The sequence below is a fragment of the Polynucleobacter sp. CS-Odin-A6 genome (assembly GCF_018882095.1).
Classification (GTDB): domain Bacteria; phylum Pseudomonadota; class Gammaproteobacteria; order Burkholderiales; family Burkholderiaceae; genus Polynucleobacter.
Map to the genome: position 1 here is coordinate 148,622 of NZ_JACVPD010000002.1, position 14,814 is coordinate 163,435.

At 45.5% G+C, this 14,814-nt stretch carries 15 protein-coding genes; 6 read left to right on the forward strand and 9 right to left on the reverse strand.

The window, feature by feature from the left end; translation table 11 throughout:
• The first annotated feature begins 13 nt into the window (after nt 1-13).
• Both ICN15_RS05385 and ICN15_RS05390 read left to right on the forward strand, forming a co-directional pair.
• Complete coding sequence (locus ICN15_RS05385; RefSeq protein ID WP_216202060.1) at nt 14-1,189, forward strand: MFS transporter; 1,176 nt, start codon at nt 14-16, stop codon at nt 1,187-1,189.
• A gap of 140 nt (nt 1,190-1,329) precedes the next feature.
• A complete protein-coding gene (locus tag ICN15_RS05390) occupies nt 1,330-1,677 on the forward strand; it encodes an FKBP-type peptidyl-prolyl cis-trans isomerase (protein WP_216201675.1) in 348 nt (115 codons plus the stop codon).
• A 78-nt stretch (nt 1,678-1,755) separates the two neighbouring features.
• On the opposite strand, the gene ICN15_RS05395 is transcribed toward ICN15_RS05390, so the two are convergent.
• Nucleotides 1,756-2,700: a transglycosylase SLT domain-containing protein gene (locus ICN15_RS05395; RefSeq protein WP_255532880.1), complete on the reverse strand. Its 945-nt coding sequence runs from the start codon at nt 2,698-2,700 to the stop codon at nt 1,756-1,758.
• A gap of 554 nt (nt 2,701-3,254) precedes the next feature.
• Here ICN15_RS05395 and ICN15_RS05400 point away from each other — a divergent pair.
• The gene (locus tag ICN15_RS05400; protein ID WP_216201677.1) at nt 3,255-4,274 is read left to right on the forward strand and encodes a DNA/RNA non-specific endonuclease; all 1,020 of its coding nucleotides are present in this window, start codon (nt 3,255-3,257) and stop codon (nt 4,272-4,274) included.
• A 2-nt stretch (nt 4,275-4,276) separates the two neighbouring features.
• Here ICN15_RS05400 and ICN15_RS05405 read toward each other — a convergent pair whose 3' ends face one another.
• The 7 genes from ICN15_RS05405 to ICN15_RS05435 form a co-directional block, all read right to left on the reverse strand.
• Nucleotides 4,277-4,519, reverse strand: a complete 243-nt coding sequence (locus tag ICN15_RS05405; protein ID WP_216201678.1) for a DUF3820 family protein — start codon at nt 4,517-4,519, stop codon at nt 4,277-4,279.
• A gap of 210 nt (nt 4,520-4,729) precedes the next feature.
• Nucleotides 4,730-5,458 carry an ABC transporter ATP-binding protein gene (locus ICN15_RS05410; RefSeq protein ID WP_216201679.1) on the reverse strand — a complete coding sequence of 243 codons (729 nt, stop codon included), beginning with the start codon at nt 5,456-5,458 and terminating at the stop codon, nt 4,730-4,732.
• Nucleotides 5,459-5,489: 31 nt separating this feature from the next.
• Nucleotides 5,490-7,418: an ATP-binding cassette domain-containing protein gene (locus ICN15_RS05415; RefSeq protein WP_216202061.1), complete on the reverse strand. Its 1,929-nt coding sequence runs from the start codon at nt 7,416-7,418 to the stop codon at nt 5,490-5,492.
• Between the two features lie 2 nt (nt 7,419-7,420).
• Nucleotides 7,421-8,299, reverse strand: a complete 879-nt coding sequence (locus ICN15_RS05420) for a branched-chain amino acid ABC transporter permease (RefSeq protein WP_216201680.1) — start codon at nt 8,297-8,299, stop codon at nt 7,421-7,423.
• A 149-nt stretch (nt 8,300-8,448) separates the two neighbouring features.
• A complete protein-coding gene (locus ICN15_RS05425) occupies nt 8,449-9,633 on the reverse strand; it encodes an ABC transporter substrate-binding protein (RefSeq protein ID WP_216201681.1) in 1,185 nt (394 codons plus the stop codon).
• Nucleotides 9,634-9,778: 145 nt separating this feature from the next.
• Nucleotides 9,779-10,696, reverse strand: coding sequence for an EamA family transporter (locus ICN15_RS05430; RefSeq protein WP_370625421.1), 918 nt, complete (start codon nt 10,694-10,696; stop codon nt 9,779-9,781).
• Nucleotides 10,689-12,332: a GMC family oxidoreductase gene (locus ICN15_RS05435; RefSeq protein ID WP_216202063.1), complete on the reverse strand. Its 1,644-nt coding sequence runs from the start codon at nt 12,330-12,332 to the stop codon at nt 10,689-10,691. The genes ICN15_RS05430 and ICN15_RS05435 overlap by 8 nt, the downstream gene beginning before the upstream one ends.
• Nucleotides 12,333-12,455: 123 nt before the next feature.
• Between ICN15_RS05435 and ICN15_RS05440 the strand changes: the two genes are divergently transcribed.
• From ICN15_RS05440 to yjgA, 3 genes are read left to right on the forward strand one after another with little or no spacing between them, the layout of a single operon-like run.
• Complete coding sequence (locus ICN15_RS05440; RefSeq protein ID WP_216201682.1) at nt 12,456-12,758, forward strand: type II toxin-antitoxin system RelE/ParE family toxin; 303 nt, start codon at nt 12,456-12,458, stop codon at nt 12,756-12,758.
• A 40-nt stretch (nt 12,759-12,798) separates the two neighbouring features.
• The gene (locus tag ICN15_RS05445; protein WP_216201683.1) at nt 12,799-13,116 is read left to right on the forward strand and encodes a helix-turn-helix domain-containing protein; all 318 of its coding nucleotides are present in this window, start codon (nt 12,799-12,801) and stop codon (nt 13,114-13,116) included.
• Nucleotides 13,117-13,149: 33 nt separating this feature from the next.
• On the forward strand, nt 13,150-13,677 hold the full coding sequence (gene yjgA / locus ICN15_RS05450; protein WP_216201684.1) for a ribosome biogenesis factor YjgA: 528 nt from the start codon (nt 13,150-13,152) through the stop codon (nt 13,675-13,677).
• On the opposite strand, the gene ICN15_RS05455 is transcribed toward yjgA, so the two are convergent.
• A complete protein-coding gene (locus tag ICN15_RS05455) occupies nt 13,674-14,762 on the reverse strand; it encodes an acyltransferase (protein WP_216201685.1) in 1,089 nt (362 codons plus the stop codon). The genes yjgA and ICN15_RS05455 overlap by 4 nt on opposite strands.
• Between the last annotated feature and the right edge of the window lie 52 nt (nt 14,763-14,814).

Here is a 14,814-nt window from a genome sequence, read left to right on the forward strand (position 1 = left end):
CAAGCACCCCCTGCTGAACAAGAATCTCGTGCTGTTAATCCTCTGTCAGGGCCTATTTCTGACCAATAATGTGACTTTTATAGCGATTAATGGACTAGTTGGCCTTAGTCTGAGCCCGGTAGCCTGGATGGCGACTTTGCCTGTAATGGGTTATGTCGTTGGCGGCGCCGTTTCAACCTCCATTGTTGCCAAAACCCAAAATAACTTCGGCCGTAGGCGCTCTTTTCAGCTAGGCCTCTTGGTGGCGATCTTCTCAGCCCTTCTCTGTGCCTATGCCGCTATTTCTAAAAATTTCTGGCTATTGGTACTAGGGACCTTTATTGCCGGCTATTACAGCGCGAATGGACAGCTCTATCGGTTTGCTGCTGCTGAGTTAACGGATATCAGCCAAAGGGATAAAGCGGTTTCATGGGTTTTAGCTGGCGGCATTCTCGGTGCAGTCATTGGGCCAAACCTGGCCTCTTGGACTCGAGATCTATTTAATACCGCCTTCTTAGGTGCTTACCTCACCCTCTCCGTTGCAGGGTTCATTGGGATCGTCGTGATGCAATTTATCCACTTTCCAGAAGAATTCAAAAACCAGCACTCACTTTCTGCCGGCAGGAACCTCAAAACCATTCTGCAACAGCCCGTCTTTATGGTTGCCGTGATCGGCGCCTCACTCGGTTATGGCGTGATGAATTTGCTCATGGCTGCGACGCCACTGGCGATGCAAATTTGTGGCCTGCCATTTTCTGATACAGCAATGGTATTGGAGTGGCATGTGATCGGGATGTTTGCACCCGGATTTTTTACGGGCTCCTTGATACAGCGCTTTGGCACACTCAAAATTATGGGTGTGGGTGTTGCCCTCAACCTACTCTGTATTGCAATCGCATTAACTGGCGTCGACTTTAATCAATTTCTGCTTGCACTATTTTTATTGGGGGTTGGCTGGAACTTTTTATTTACTGGCTCCACATCATTAGCGATGACAGCATATCGACCTGAAGAGCGTGACAAGGCTCAAGCAGCAATCAACTTCTTTGTCTTTGGCACAATGGCCTTTACTTCATTTGGATCTGGGGCCCTCATTACCTCACAAGGCTGGAACATTCTCAATCTGGGATCGCTATTACCTGTGGCAGTGACAGCAGTCGCCTTGATTTGGCTCAGCAGCAATCGCAGGAAGTCGGTTACTACGCTTTAGCCTAGGACGCCTTACCAAATGCAAGCAGAGATTGATTAGCAGAGCGGGGTACGAATTTTGTCCTATTGGTTTACCTGAACAAAAAGATAGGGCACGGAATATACTAGCCCTTCAATTTCAGCCAAAGAGAAGGATAAAACATGAACGAATTCAAAAAAATAGATACGGTCGTTGGTGATGGTAAAGAGGCATCTGCTGGCAATCATGTGGATGTGCACTACACCGGCTGGTTATTTGACGAAAAGGCGCCAGATCACAAGGGCCAAAAATTTGATAGCTCACTTGACCGCGGCCAATTATTTAGCTTTCCTCTAGGTGCTGGCCATGTGATTAAGGGCTGGGATGAGGGTGTACAAGGAATGAAGATTGGCGGTAAGCGCACCCTCATCATCCCCTCTGAAATGGGCTATGGTGCACGCGGTGCTGGCGGGGTTATTCCACCGAATGCAACGCTCCTTTTCGATGTCGAACTACATGGAATCAATTAGTTTTAAAGGTAACAAAGCTTTGAAATACTAAGGCCACTCATTGAGTGGCCTTTATTTTCATCACGCGAACAATAGAAATTATGTACGCAAAGCTTTGCCGTTCAAAGTAAGCCTGCTTGGGGCTGTCGGTTGGCATAAGCTGATCAAATGATTTCTCTCAGCCATCACTTTATCGGTATAACCGCCGTCGTTCTCTGCATTGGCGGCACCGACATAATATTTAAGACCTGTTCGCAATGAACCAGAAGTAGCAATCAAATACTTCAAAATATAAGCGCCCACTCGAATATTGACTTCAGGCTTTACTGCATCTGCTGCGCCGCCATACAAAGCGTATTTGTCACGATGAATTGAAGTCATTACCTGCATCAAGCCTTCAGCACCAGCATGGCTTTTAATGTTTGGATTGAAGTTTGACTCTACTGAGATCACGGCGAGTAACAACACAGGGTCGATATTGACTTCTTTTGCAATCAACACGGCGTTGGAAACATATTCTTCAATCTTGGCTCGATCCAGCTTGTACTTATCTTCAAAGAAATCAGCAACCGCACGTTGATTTTTAATCGAAGTCATTAATTTGGAATCGAGGGCCTGAGGATCCATCTTTGAGACTGGGATACGATCAGATAAATCGGAAATCGGCCTTACCTTTGTTTGGGCTACCGAAGGCATCAAAAGAGCGACTGTTTGGCCTTTGACTCCCAATAATCCATTACCCGTGGTGGCAGCAGACTTTCCATAGATCACGCTAGCGATCTCTTTGTCCGCGAGCGCTTGCGCAGCCTCTTCTTGATATTGATAAAGCACTCCAAAACCATTTTTCCAAACAAGATTGCGGGCTTCGTCGGGAACCAAGATGCGAGCTAAGTCAAAAGCACCTGCTTGAGTACCATTTCCGGATAGCCAGAGTCCTACTGTTGCAAAGACAGTCACTATCAATAAGCCATTCAAGACCCGGTAGACGGGAGAAAGAGCGCGGGCTAGCACCTGTTTAGCCCCAACCATGGCTGGCTGGGACATATTCATATAATTGGAACTAGTAAAAAAAGATTTAATCATTCATGGTCTTGCGGCACCCCACAAATCTAAACTCTGACTTGTGTTGCACTGCAATAAGTTATTAACAAGCCTCATCCTAAGAAGGTTCTTATATCAAGTCAAGAATATAGAAAGTAGTTTCAATAACTTATAGGTCTTGAAATAGGTACAATCCCCACTAAGGCTTCCTCATTTGATAATTAATCCATTCATATCAATTACTTACGGAAGTTAGTGGGGACTTATTCCACATAATAAAAAAGCACTAAAAATCAGACTTTTTTACTATTTTTCAACTTTAAATGGAAGCTCAAACCCATACATCTAGTATTCAGAGCTGCCATTTTCTCTATAGGTAGTATTCATCTCGTTATGATCTTTGATAACAATTGACCAGTACTAAGCACCTTGCCTTTGAGCAAAATGCCATCAGCAGTACCGAAAAGCCAATTGAATATTCTCCCTGAAGCTAGGTCCCCTCTATCAAAAAAGTCATACCCGATCTTTCTCGTCAGTAATCATTACACTCAGATGCAATGAACTGGTTGGCTAAACTTCTGCTGTTGAGCACCCTCTGGGTACCGCTAAGCGCCTTGGCTCTCTTTAATGAATGCCAGGATCTATTTCCAGCACAGCAAATCCCCACTACAGCGCAAGCCGGGCGAGATCTCTGCTTTGATGATTTCGCCATCTACTACTCACCAATTGATAAAAAACCCATCTACACCGTTGAGAAACTGAATGGGGAGCAGCTTCAGGCCCCCCACCCACGGCGCACCAATCAGTTTTACGAAGAGGCTAGGCTTCCCTTCGACGAGCGTTCCCTATTGGCAGACTATCGGGGCAGCGGCTATGACCGTGGACATAATGTTCCTGCCGGTGATATGACTCGGGAGCGAGGGATGGCTCAGTCCTTCTCACTGGCAAATATGATGCCGCAGGCCAGACAAAACAATCAGGGCATTTGGGCCAAGCGAGTTGAAGAGCCAACCAGGATGTATATCAAACGTGCCCAGGGTGATATTTATGTCTACACCGGCTCAACTGGCCAAGCTGGCAGTCTTGGTAAAAGCAAGGTCTCCATTCCAACGCATATCTATAAACTAGTCTACGACCCCGCTAAAAAGAAAGCCTGGGCCTACTGGATAGAAAATACCGATGAAGCACAAATGAGTCCACCGATCACTTATGCGGAGCTGGTTCAGAGAACAGGTATCGACTTTCATTTACCGATAGATAGCGGTGACAGTAAATCGAATAAGCAGGCTGAAATAGTTAAATCAGTCGGGAAGCAGCTGATGGGCGGCTGGTATCCCGTATTTTTTGATCAGCTCTCACCGCAAAAAGTAAAAGCGATTATTTCTGATATTCAATCAGGGCGGGTTGCCAGCATCCAAATTCAATATGACCGCAATGAAGAGTTGGCTCAAAAGTTAGCCCAGGAGATTCTGGCGCAAGGATCAATACAAGTCACGCTGTTACAAAGTAGCCCGCCAGACTCTCCCGCCGTTAGCTATGAACGCAATCGCGTAACGGCGATAGTGCGTACCAAATAAAACTAATGGTCGCGTGTACGGGCAACGATTCCATGGGCCCGCTGAATCGGCGCTAACAACCCTCGTAAGCCATTGTGATCTAGGGTATGCATTAACTCGAGTAACTCCCCAAGCTCACCCTTAGGAAATCCCTCCCGAGCAAACCACGCCAAATAATTACCAGGTAGATCAGCTAATGCTCGGCCAGCATGCTTACCAAACGGCATCTTCATCAGTACGAGCTTCTCAAGGGCTTGTGCATCCATCAGCATGCATCTTACAAGGGATCTGGGGTGGTGATTGACTTCAACACCACTTTAAAAGTGGTGTTTATTAATTAGGAATTCATTTAATCTACTATTTAAGAGCCACCATGCGCTATTGTTTCGAGAGGCAATCGTGCTGCTCCAATAGAAAAAGCCCTCATTGGAGGGCCTTTTCACGAAAACGACAACTACGACTGCAATTGCAAGGATTTAGTGGCTAGTGCCACCGCCCAAGTAAGCTGCCTTTACTGCCGGATCATCCATCAACTTATCAGCAGGACCGTGAGTAGCAATCTTCCCGTTCTCCAGAACGTATCCATAGTCAGCAACCTTCAAAGCTGCAGCAGCAAATTGCTCCACCAACAACATAGTGACGCCTTGTGCCTTGAGGTTAGAAATAATCCGAAATACTTCTTCAACCAAAATCGGCGCAAGACCCATTGAAGGTTCATCCAAGAGAATAATCTCTGGATTGAGCATCACCGCACGCGCCATCGCCAACATCTGTTGCTCACCGCCAGACAAAGTCCCAGCAAGTTGATTGCGACGCTCTTTCAGGCGCGGGAACATTTCTAAAGAACGCTCTAAATCGTTTTTGATGTCACCCTTAGGGCGACTACCTGTAAAGCGTGGGAATGCGCCTAATAGCAGGTTGTCATTCACCGACATAGTCGTAAATACGCGACGGCCTTCTGGGCTATGTGCCAAACCCAAGCGGGCAATTTTATGAGAGTCATAACCATCAATTTTTTCACCGCCCAAAGTCACCTCACCACCGGTAGGCTTGATCATGCCGGTAATTGCGCGCATCGTCGTTGTTTTGCCGGCGCCGTTCGAGCCGATCAAAGTAATGACTTGCCCTTTAGGAACATCAATATTGATGCCGTGCAGAACTTTTACTTTGCCGTAGCCTGCTTCAAGATTCTTAATAGATAACATGGTATTTACCGATTCAATATAGTTCTAGTGATTAAGTACCCAAGTAGGCAGAAATCACCTTCTCGTTTGCCTGAACTTCAGCGGGTTTACCTTCTGCAATCTTCTGACCGAAGTCCAATACAGATACGGTATCGCATACGGACATCACCACATCCATGTGATGCTCAATGAGGATGAAGGTAATACCGCTATCGCGGATCTTACGAATGATGCGCAGGAGCTCTTTAATATCGGGTGCAGTCAAGCCAGCAGCGGGCTCATCCAAGAGCAATAACTCAGGGTCCAACGCCAAAGCGCGGGCGATTTCTAAAGAACGTTGCTTACCGTAAGGCAAGTTACGCGCTTCTTCATTTGCCAAATCATCTAAGCCCACAAATTTAAGAAGGGCCATTGCGCGAGCATGCGCTTCAGCCTCTTCCTTCTTGTAACGCGGTAGATGTAATGCAATCTCCACCATATTGGATTTAAAGGTGTGGTGTAGACCAACCAAAATATTTTGGATCGCCGTCATCTCACCAAAGAGTTGCACGTTTTGGAAGGTGCGGGCAATACCAGAAAGAGCAATATCGGATGATGTACGGCCTACTACGCTTTGGCCTGCATACAGCACATTACCAGCAGTAGGCGTATAGATTCCAGTTAACACATTCATCATCGTGCTCTTCCCAGAGCCATTAGGACCAATCAAGCCATGAATTGTGCCGCGCTTAATACTAAGGTCAACATTATTTAAGGCCTTTAAACCGCCGAACTGCATCAATACAGAATCAACCTTCAGAAGCTCTGTGCCTGCATTTTGCGTTCCAACTGCGCTAATAAAACTAATGGAGTCGTCCACTTCCTCAGCATCTCCCCCACGCGTCGTCTTAGCCTTACCAACAATCGATTGATAGAAGCTTTTCGTAAAGCCAACAATACCGTTTTGCAAGTAGTACACCACCAGCAAAATCATGAAGCCGAAAATACTCAAGCGCCAATCTGAAATACTATTTAGCCAGAAAGAAAAAGCTGCTAAACCAACAACCCCTGCCACCGGAATAGCAACGCGTCTGACCGTGGTGATTTTCTTGGACAGAGCCATTGCTGCACCAAGCACCACCACAATAGCAATGATCGAAGCCACGATACGGAATAAATTGATGTCATCAAGGAGTTTTGGCAACAACACAATAATCGCTGCCCCGATAAAGGCACCCAAACGGGACTTACGTCCACCCATAATGATGCCGAGCAAGAAGAGCACGGCTAATTCATTGTTGTAGGTATTTGGAGAGATGTACTGCTCAGAATAAGCGTACAAGCAACCAGCCAAGCCCGCAAAGCCCGCGCTAATCACAAATGCAATGACCTTAAATCGGTATACAGAAACACCCATACAGTCACAAGCAATGGGGCTATCACGCAAGGCTTCAAAAGCACGACCCATTTGTGATTTGACAAAACGATCCACCACGATCAGAGAAATAATCAAGATGGCAGAGACTAGCCAGAAATACTCTGCCTTCGTCATCGGCACACCCATGAGCTCGGGCTTTGGAATCTTGATGCCGAGAGGACCTTCAGTTAACCAAGTCATCTCGTTAATTAAGATCTGAGCGATCGTTCCAAAGGCTAAGGTCACCATCGCCAAATAGGGGCCAATTACCTTCAGTGCCGGTAAAGCTAGGATGCCGCCGAAAATCGCCGTGACGACAATGGAAGCCGGAATGGTTGCCCAAATAGGTAAGCCAAAATGAAAGAACAACACGCCCGCAGTGTAAGAGCCAATTCCGAACAAGGCTGCATGACCTAAGGAAACTTGACCAACATAACCCACCACAATATCTAATCCGAATAGCAGAATGGTATAAATCAGAATCGTTTCAGCTAAGTGAATGTAATACGGATTATGAATAAATAGCGGCAAACAAAATAATCCTACAATCGCAACCAATAAAGGCAATAGAGACTTCAATTTCATCATTAAACTTTCTTAATCGCAGATTTGCCGAACAGACCCGATGGCTTGAATGCCAGTACTAACAGGAGCAAGATCAAGCCCGGTACATCTTTATAGCCAGTAGAAATATAAAAGCCGGTTGCTGTCTCAACAATTCCCAGAATCAAACCACCCACAATAATTCCGAGGCCGCTAGACAGACCGCCAATAATCGCCACTGCGAAAGCCTTCAAACCCAAAGCGCCACCCATGGTCGCGCCAGTTAAGGTCAATGGTGCAATTAATACGCCGGCAAAGGCGGCAGTTAATGAAGACAGTGCATAGGAGAAGGTAATAACCAAGCTGGTATTAATTCCCATTAAGCCAGCTGCATCGCGATCGTTTGCTGTAGCAACTACGGCTTTGCCATAAATCGTTTTGCGATTAAAAAACTCAACTAATAACATCATGACCAGGGCGCCCACTACCACCAAAATTTCCATTGGCAGAATATTCGCACCCAAGAAACTCATTGGCTCCATTGGCAAAGGCGATGGGAATGGCAGTGCATCACGGCCCCAAATATTTTCAGCAACGTTCTTGAAAATAATACCCAAGGCAATAGTTGACATAATCCAACCGAACTCTGATTTAATTTTGATGGCAGGACGTACACCAACCCACTCAACAAAGCTGCCTTGGACCATGCCGAATATGCAAACAATTGGCAACATAAGCCAGTAATTCATACCAAATAAGTCAACGCAAGTTAGACCCACTAAGGCCCCTAACATTAAGGCCTCGCCTTGACCGAAGTTCAATGTGCCAGAAGTGGCGAAAGTCAGCTGAAAGCCGAAGGCAACGACCGCGTAGATCATTCCTACCGCTATGCCGCTGGAGAGGATTTGTGCAAACATTTCCATGATGTAGACCTAAAGAATCTAAAACTGTTGTGTGAACGATCCGACATTGTAAGCAAAACGCCGCCTGGTGGGCGGCGTTTTGCTCTTTAACTACCTTAATTGCTGCAGTGCGGGATAAATACTACCTCCCAGCACTGGCTAGCATCACATTACTTCTTCTTCGCATTAGCATCTTCAGCATTTAAGAACTCAACGCGGCCGTTTTCAACAATACCCATGACTACGTCCTTAACCTTAATAGCCTCATGATCAGAAGCAGAAAATGGTTTGTTGTACGTCATCACTACACCATCGACTGGGGTCTTCAAATCTTGCAAAGCAGCTAAGAGCTTAGGGCCTTCTGTGCTGTTGGCTTGCTTGATAGCAGCAGCCAAGAGGTAAACAGAGTCGTATCCTTGAGCGGCTGATACTGGGGATGCGATGACACCATTTTTTGGCTTGAACTCTTTGAGGTAAGTATCTACGAAGACCTTACGTTTTGGAGTTGTTGCAGGTTGCTGAATAAAAGTCTCCGGCATCGTTGCACCGTTACCATTCTTTCCAGCAGTATCAATAAAGCTAGCCATCGACAATGTCCAGCTACCAATCAATGGTTTTTTCCAACCCAATTTCGCCATACCGTTGGCAATTTGTGCCAACTCAGGTCCAATTGCATAGGTCAACACCACTTCTGCACCAGCATTCTTCGCCTTGAGCAACTGGGAAGTCATATCTACGTCACCAATGTTAAATTTCTCTACTGCAACAGGTGTAACGCCGTATGTTTTCAAGGCCTTTTCCATGTCGTCACGCCCTAATTGGCCGTAGTTAGTAGAGTCAGCCAAAATAGCAACCTTCTTCAAGCCACGCTTCTCAACCGCTTCTTTAGCGATCATCGGAGCCTGGATACTGTCAGGAGCGGCGTTACGGAAAACATAGTTTTCAGCAGCGTTTGGAAATTGCTTCGTAATTAATGTACCGGTAGCCACGTTATTTAATACAGGAATCTTTGCGTCCTGATAGAAACGCTGGGATGCCAAAGCCACACCAGTATTGATATAACCGAGGGTAGCGACTACCTTTTCGTTATTAATCAACTCTTGAGCAATTTGAACACCACGCTCGTTTTTCGCTTCATCGTCGCGCTCAACTAAAACAATCTTATTGCCGTTAACACCACCTGCAGCATTGATTTCCTTGGCAGCAAGGCGCACACCATCACGCATACTCACGCCCATTGAAGATGAGCCGCCAGTAAATGGACCAGCGACACCCACTTTAATATCGGCAGCATAAGCGCCGGTTGATAACATTGCAGCAGCAGCTACCGCAAAAATATGACGACGAATGTTCATAAAGTCTCCATGACTAAAAGTACTCATTAAATAAATGGTTGTAGGCAAAGCTTTAAAACAACTGTCCATCTTACAGTCAATATAGGGGTAAAAAAAGGGCTTGATATTAGGGTTTTACATTAGCCCTCAGGGTTCAAAGTTGTTCTTAAAAATACTGCCGAATTCGCCCTTTTAAGGCAGGCCAGAAGAGGTTTACTACCAAACCAGTAATAACCAAGGTAGCAGCCATGACTTTCCAGGCCGGCAAAGGTTCATCCAAAAAGAAGGTGGATGCCCCCATACCAAAAATGGGTACTAACAATGGTGCGGGCGCCACTACGGCAGCTGGATGCCTTGAGAGTAGCCAAGCCCAAGCAGCGTAGCCAAATACCGTGTTAGCCCATGCCTGCCAAAGGACACCGATCCATGCCCCCACAGAAGCGGAGAGCGTCACATCCCATAAATGCGCAGGACCACCCTCAAATAACAGTGCAATGAATAACAAAGGGGGAATGGAGAAGGCGCTGCCCCAGACAACATAGGACAGCATATTAATAGAGCCAGCCTGACGGCTTGCTGTATTGGAGATACCCCATGAGAAACCCGCAAACACCACTAAGGCTAATCCCAAGAAAGTAGTAGTGGCATCAGTATGCAGCGCAATCACGCCTAGACCCGTCATGGCTACCGCTACTGCTACTGCCTGATAACGCTGCAACCGCTCTTTGGTAAAGAGCATGGCAAAACCAATGGTAAAGAAAACCTGCGTCTGAACCACCAAAGAGGCTAAGCCTGGTGAGATCTGACTATTAACGGCGTAATACATGATGCCGAACTGACCTACCCCTGTTGCCAAACCATAAATACAGAGATTGCCCCAGGAGGCCTTTGGCCTAGGTAGAAAAAAAACCAATGGCAATAAGGCAAATAAGTAACGTAGTGCAGCAAAGTAAAAAGGGGGGAATGAAGCAAGACAGTTTTTAATCACCACAAAGTTAGTGCCCCAGACCGCAACAATGACTAAGGCCAACAGGAGATGGCTGGCTGGTAATTGTGAACTGCGATGAATTTTTGAACTATTCACTAGCGAGTAATTCAGCGGCGCGTTGCGCAATCATCATGGTGGGCGCTGCAGTATTTCCTGAAGTGATCGTTGGCATTGCTGAGGCATCCACTACCCTCAGATGATGAATTCCTCTGACGCGCAATTGAGAATCGAGTACCGCCATCGGATCATCATCGCGCCCCATCTTGCAGGTTCCTACCGGATGAAAAATCGTTGTGCCAATATCACCGGCAGCCTTAATCAACTCTTCGTCAGATTGATATTGCTTACCCGGCTTGTACTCATCAGGCGAATACGGTTTGAGCGCTGGGCATTCGATAATCTTGCGCGTTAAGCGTAATGCTTCAGCGGCCACTTTACGATCTTCGTCCGTAGATAAATAATTCGGCGCAATCACGGGTGGCTCCTCAGGGTCGGTGGAGTGGATATGCACACTGCCACGCGAGGTAGGTCGCAAGTTACAAACACTGGCAGTAATGGCATTGAAGGGATGCAAATCTTCACCAAACTTTTCTAAAGATAAAGGCTGTACGTGATATTCCAGATTGGCTGAGGATTGATCAGGAGAGCTGTAGGCGAATGCACCAAGCTGCGATGGCGCCATTGACATCGGGCCGGAACGCTTCAGAATGTATTCCAGACCAATCATCATTTTTCCAAAGAGCGTGTTGGCTTTGGTATTTAAAGTTTGAATACCATTGACTTTATAGATCATGCGTAATTGCAAATGGTCTTGCAGATTCTCGCCCACACCCGGCAAATCGGTGATTACTGGAATACCTAGCTTGTTGAGATGCGCAGCAGACCCAATACCGGAGCGCTCCAGAATTTGTACGCTACCAATAGCACCAGCGCTTAAGATTACCTCGCCTTGATTGACGGCATGGGTTGTATTGGAATGAGTGCAATGCACCTCTATCGTTTTGCCATCTTTGATGTATTGCACACCGTAACAATTTTTAGAGCTCGGATCAATTAATAGTCTATTGACCATTGCCTCAGTGACGACCGTAAGATTAGGGCGTTTAGCAGCATCACGCAAAAATGCTTTTGAGGTATTTAAGCGCCAACCTTTGCGCTGACTCACATCAAAGTAACCTACACCAAAGTTATCACCCTGATTAAAGTCATCCGATTGAGGGATGCCCGCTTCTACAGCAGCAGTCCTAAAAATATCCATAATGGGCCAACGCAAGCGTTGCTTAGAGACCGTCCACTCACCACTTTTACCATGCCATTGATTGGCTGAGCCGTGATAGTCCTCAAATGACTTATAGCGTCTTAAGGCATTTTCCCAGGACCAAGCATCATCTCCTGTTGCTTTGACCCAAGAGGCGTAATCGCCAGCTTGGCCGCGCATATAGATCATCCCATTAATAGAAGAACAGCCACCCAAGACTCTACCTCGGGGGTATAACAAGGAACGGCCATTCAAGCCTGCTTCGGTTGCTGTTTTGAAACGCCAGTCTGCGCGGGGGTTATCAATGCAATACAAGTAACCCACCGGTATATGAATCCAGATGTAGTTGTCATTCTTGCCAGCCTCAATTAAGAGCACACGCTTAGCGGAATTCTCAGTCAAGCGTTTGGCCAGCATGCAACCTGCGCTGCCGGCGCCGATGATGATGTAGTCGTAGGAGTTTGCTCGATTCATAGTCTTTGCATCTAATAAGGCGATAACGAATTCTTTCTTATTATTTACCAATACAAAAAAACAGGTATTTCTTGTCATTTTTGTTGATTTGATATAGGATCATATTTGATCTAATATTAGATCATGAGAACCACTTATAAAAGAGCATTTGCCCAATTTGTAAAAAAGGCTTCCAAGCCATTGCAGTTAGCAATTGAAATCAGGGTCGCTGAAGTTTGCAATAACCCTAGGGTAGGGGAACAAAAGCAAGGCGATCTCCGTGGGATTTTTGTTTATAAGTTTCGCTTTAATGCACAGGAATATTTGATGGCTTATCAATTTGATTGTTTTGCTTGTGCAATTGAAATCACCTGGATTGAATTTTTCCAAATCGGTATACATGAAAACTTTTATGCGCAATTAAAAAAATCTATTCGATTCAAATGACTAATTCAAGCCACTTTAATATAGAAAGTGAGTTTTATATATGACTCAATACATGACTGCAGAAGATCTATTTGCTCACGTGCAAAAAATGCCCTCAAAAGAGCGCATCAAATTTTTCTCTTTAATTGCGATAAATGCATTTCAAGATAGCGACTATACGCATGAGCAAGTGTTTGGACACCTCAGAAATGCAACCTTTTCAGCAGAAGAGGCTGCAGAATTTTTGGAGATTTCACTTCCTACCTTACGTAGATATGTTCAGGCAGGTAGATTAAAACCTACATCGCTCCTTGGAAGAAGCCAGCTATTCTCTAGCGCTGATCTGAAACTGCTAAAGCAGAAACTGAGCAAGGAGTAAGCTGTCATCCCAATACCCGTCTAAAATAGCGCCATGCACGTCAATGAAAAGAACCGGACCCCCAAGAAAGAAGATCTTGACGCAGGTCCCAGCAAGTCAGAACTAAAGCGCCAGATGACCGAGCGCCAGAAGCTGGCTGAGGTTCTGGCAGCGCTGAGTAGCGATGCTTTAAAAACTATCCCCATGGATGAAGCCATCAAGGCCGCCATTGCAGAAACGAATAAGATCAAGAGTTTTGAGGCCATCAGACGTCATAAACAGTACCTTGGCAAACTCATGCGCTTTTTAGATGGTGAAGAGCTTGACGCGATTCAGAAACGGTTGGGTGCCATTCAAGGTGTTAGTAAAGCCGAGACTGCAAAACTTCACTATTTAGAATCCTATCGTGATCGATTGATCGCTAATGATGAGACGTTTACTAAAATGATTGAGCAATATCCGGATATGGATATTCAGACTATGCGTACGCTCATTCGTAATGCACGCAAGGAAAAAGAAACAAACAAACAGCCTAAAGCTTATCGTGAAATCTTCCGTGTTTTAAAAGAGATGGGAATTTAAAGCTTGATGTGTCGTGAAGGCACTTCAATCCAGCGATAGAGATAGTTCCCAGCCATCCAACTTGCTACTAAAGCGATAAACAGCAGAGCAAGCGCCATCACTCCATCATGGCGCTGAGCCATACCCCATCCGATATACAGACTGTTTGCGAGCAAAACAAAAGAGAAGTGTAATAAGAAAGCGCAATACGATCTTCTGCTGCCCCACAAAATTCCATTCACTATTTTATGGCGCCTAGAATGATGCTGAGGGAGCTTATGTACTTGTCTCTGATCTTTGTATGCTCTATCCCCCCAGAAGATCAGAGCGATAGCGACGCCATAAGCTAGGAAATTTCTGAGCCAAAATTGTTCAAAGCTAGAGGCAATAATGACTAGCCCTACTAGTAAAAAAATAATTTTAGCAATGCGATTAACCGATAAATCAGGATAATTTTTACAAAGCTGAGCAAGTACACCCAAGCCATAAGCACCTATGAAATAGATGAAATAGTTCTCATAAGAACCGCGTCGATTAAAATACAGCAAGGAAGTAACGCAGAGTATTGTCAAGATCCATATTGCAGAACGCAGTCTAGGAAACATTCCCAGTAGGATGGTCAAAATAGCATAGAGCTGCCAATCAATCGCTACATACCAAACGCCAGCAGAGATGGAATCGAGCCCCAGAATACCTTGTAGAAAAAATAGGTGCGCTAAAAACTGAGTCATGGTTTCTGATTGGCCAACAAATTCGTCTTGAACCCAAAATCGCGCTACCCAAGCAGCACCAATAGTGATCACTAGCGCCACCACATATGGCACAAACAGGCGCAAGTAGCGATTGAAAATCATCTTTAAAATAGTTCGGAAATTTTTTAGATCGTTACTACGGGTAAGCGATTGAGCAGCTAAGTATCCCCCCATCACCAAAAAAATCTGTACAGCGTAACGTCCATACTCAAATAACCAGGTCATGATCCCTGGTAAAGCTTGGCGAGCATCTTCCGCGATCTGACCATAACTCGAAAGGTGGTGAAGAATAATAATTAAAGCCGCAAAAGTCTTTAAAAAGTCAACGAGTAGGAAATGGTTTTTTGACTGCAACGCAGTATTCTTTTTAAAAGCTCAGCAAAGGTAGTAAGTGTCAGTGAGCCAC

What these genes read in the sequence shown, in the direction of transcription:
- ICN15_RS05390 (WP_216201675.1), top strand. Translation starts at nt 1,330, where the DNA reads ATGAACGAATTCAAAAAAATAGATACGGTCGTTGGTGATGGTAAAGAG.
- ICN15_RS05395 (WP_255532880.1), bottom strand. Translation starts at nt 2,700, where the DNA reads ATGTCCCAGCCAGCCATGGTTGGGGCTAAACAGGTGCTAGCCCGCGCT.
- ICN15_RS05400 (WP_216201677.1), top strand. Translation starts at nt 3,255, where the DNA reads ATGAACTGGTTGGCTAAACTTCTGCTGTTGAGCACCCTCTGGGTACCG.
- ICN15_RS05405 (WP_216201678.1), bottom strand. Translation starts at nt 4,519, where the DNA reads ATGGATGCACAAGCCCTTGAGAAGCTCGTACTGATGAAGATGCCGTTT.
- ICN15_RS05410 (WP_216201679.1), bottom strand. Translation starts at nt 5,458, where the DNA reads ATGTTATCTATTAAGAATCTTGAAGCAGGCTACGGCAAAGTAAAAGTT.
- ICN15_RS05415 (WP_216202061.1), bottom strand. Translation starts at nt 7,418, where the DNA reads ATGAAATTGAAGTCTCTATTGCCTTTATTGGTTGCGATTGTAGGATTA.
- ICN15_RS05420 (WP_216201680.1), bottom strand. Translation starts at nt 8,299, where the DNA reads ATGGAAATGTTTGCACAAATCCTCTCCAGCGGCATAGCGGTAGGAATG.
- ICN15_RS05425 (WP_216201681.1), bottom strand. Translation starts at nt 9,633, where the DNA reads ATGAACATTCGTCGTCATATTTTTGCGGTAGCTGCTGCTGCAATGTTA.
- ICN15_RS05435 (WP_216202063.1), bottom strand. Translation starts at nt 12,332, where the DNA reads ATGAATCGAGCAAACTCCTACGACTACATCATCATCGGCGCCGGCAGC.
- ICN15_RS05440 (WP_216201682.1), top strand. Translation starts at nt 12,456, where the DNA reads ATGAGAACCACTTATAAAAGAGCATTTGCCCAATTTGTAAAAAAGGCT.
- ICN15_RS05445 (WP_216201683.1), top strand. Translation starts at nt 12,799, where the DNA reads ATGACTCAATACATGACTGCAGAAGATCTATTTGCTCACGTGCAAAAA.
- yjgA (WP_216201684.1), top strand. Translation starts at nt 13,150, where the DNA reads ATGCACGTCAATGAAAAGAACCGGACCCCCAAGAAAGAAGATCTTGAC.